Raw genomic sequence first — 2,032 nt, forward strand, 5'->3', positions numbered from 1 at the left:
GTGTTACCGGGTTAACGCGGGGTGACTTACATCCAGTTGGCCGCCAGCACAGGCTGCAACACCTGCTGCTCGGCAGCACCGAAGGTCATGCTCGCCGGTGCCGGCGGCGCGAACGCCGCCATGGCCTGGACCAGGTGCTCGACATCATTGCCCATCAACCGATGGCGGTCCCCGGCCATGATGTCTCGTGGACGTTCAGGGGTACTGGCATACCAGTTATGCAGCGTGACTTCCTGCTTGCTGCCGATGACCGAGATCTGTAGATCCTGCCCTTCGTGCTGGAACCACAGTCGATCAGGGCTGATGTCCTTGCCGAACACCAACTGCCCCATAGAGCCGCTGAACTCAAGATCATTGACCCCGTGTCCCACTTCCACCGTCGGCATGTTGCCGCTCACCAGAACCTTGTTGTTGCCATCCCCCAGTTTCACCGTAGCGAAAGACCCTGTGTCGGTAATGGTGTTGTTGCCATGGCCAACCGTGAGTTTGTCGACATTGCCAGTCACGACATTATTGCCATTACCCAGCGTGATATCGCCCCGGCTGCCAGTCACATTCACCTTGTTGTCACCGTTGCCGGCAACCACTTTGGCACTCGACGCCTCCACATTGATGGTCTTGCTCTCATCCCCCAGGGTGACATTGGCAAAGAACCCCTTGACCGTCATGGTATTGGGGTCGGTGGCCACAGGTGCGGAGCCCACTGCAGTACATCATCAAACTTGAGCCGCGGGTCTGGCGAAACCGCAACATCAGGAACGGTGACCCGTGGGCGGCTCGGGATATCAAGGTCTCGGTGAGCAATATCAACGACGGGGCGATCCGGAATGACAATCGGCCTTGGGCTCGGAATATCAATCGGGGTACGCCCGCCTACCTCACGCCCGACCGGACCGATGTCCGGCAACTTCGACGGTTCCAGCGAACCGACACCGCGCTCGGCGAGGATCTGCTCAATGGTTTTGCGTTCAGGGACCGTCGTCGCACCACGGTTCGCATCACGCTCGGCAAGGATCTGCTCGACGGTTTTGTGCTCCGGCACTTTCGGGTTCAAGTCGACACCGCGCTCGGCCAGGATCTGCTCGATGGTCTTGGTCTCCGGCAGCTTGAAGTCCGGGATCGTGACGGAAGGTCGCAATACCGGGTCAATCGTCGGGACGCTTGGGGTCGGATGCAGATCGACGGGTGGAAGCGGGCCGACCACGGAAGGCTTGTCAACGCCAGGGCGCTCGACAATCGGGGTCAACGTACCCGGTACGGTGACCGTCGGGTGTTCGGTCACCGGCGTCACTACCGGCCCGACCGTCGGCACCACGTCAGGCGCATGTTCGGCGAAGAGAAAGTCCGAGGCACTGATCTGTGCAACGTCCAGCGCGTCCAGATACACCAGATTGGTGTTCGAACCCGAGCCATTGGCGCCGGTAAGCGCCACGAATACACCATGGATCTGTGTCAGGCCATTGATGGTGCCGCGATTCTTGTGTTCGACGGTCAATTGGCTGAAGTCGGTAATACCGGTCTGACGCAGATCGATTTTATCGATGCCATGACGGAACCCGCGCAGCGCGTTGTTGTAGTCCTTCGCGCCAGGTTGGGCCGCCACCACGAACACATCCGAGGTCGCGCTGTCATGGCTGTAGACCGTGCCGCTCAGAGAGAACACCGAACCGTTGAGCTGGACGCCATTGCTGCCACCCTTCAGCACCACGGTGCCCAGGCCTTCTTGCGGCTTGACCGCTTGAGCGTCGCTGTTGACGTAAGCTGTCGGGGCGACAAAGGTGTCCTGGAACTTGAAGTGCCCGGCACCAATACTGGCGAGTGCCTGATTCTTCAGCACCAGGCTCTGGCCTTTGCCCAGGTCGACTTTGACATCCGCGCCCTGCTGCGTCAGCACCAGGTCCGCGAACTTCTTGCCGGCGAAGCCCACCAGATCAACGATTTCGCCGCGAGATGCCTCGAAATTGCTGATGGTATCGGTGCCCGCATCGCGTCGATGGACCACAAAGAAGTCCTTGCCTGCGCCGCCCACCAG

Annotated in this window: 1 protein-coding gene and 1 pseudogene; both read right to left on the reverse strand. The window is 60.2% G+C overall.

The genetic code is table 11. The features are described from left to right. Positions 1-26: 26 nt before the first annotated feature. Positions 27-704, reverse strand: a complete 678-nt coding sequence (locus AC1DH9_RS29200; RefSeq protein ID WP_477809341.1) for a hypothetical protein — start codon at positions 702-704, stop codon at positions 27-29. Beyond that, positions 665-2,032, reverse strand: a pseudogene (locus tag AC1DH9_RS29205) (S8 family serine peptidase); the annotation flags it as partial. The pseudogene AC1DH9_RS29205 and the gene AC1DH9_RS29200, both read right to left, overlap by 40 nt.

The sequence above is a fragment of the Pseudomonas sp. 05T35 genome (genome assembly GCF_056396605.1).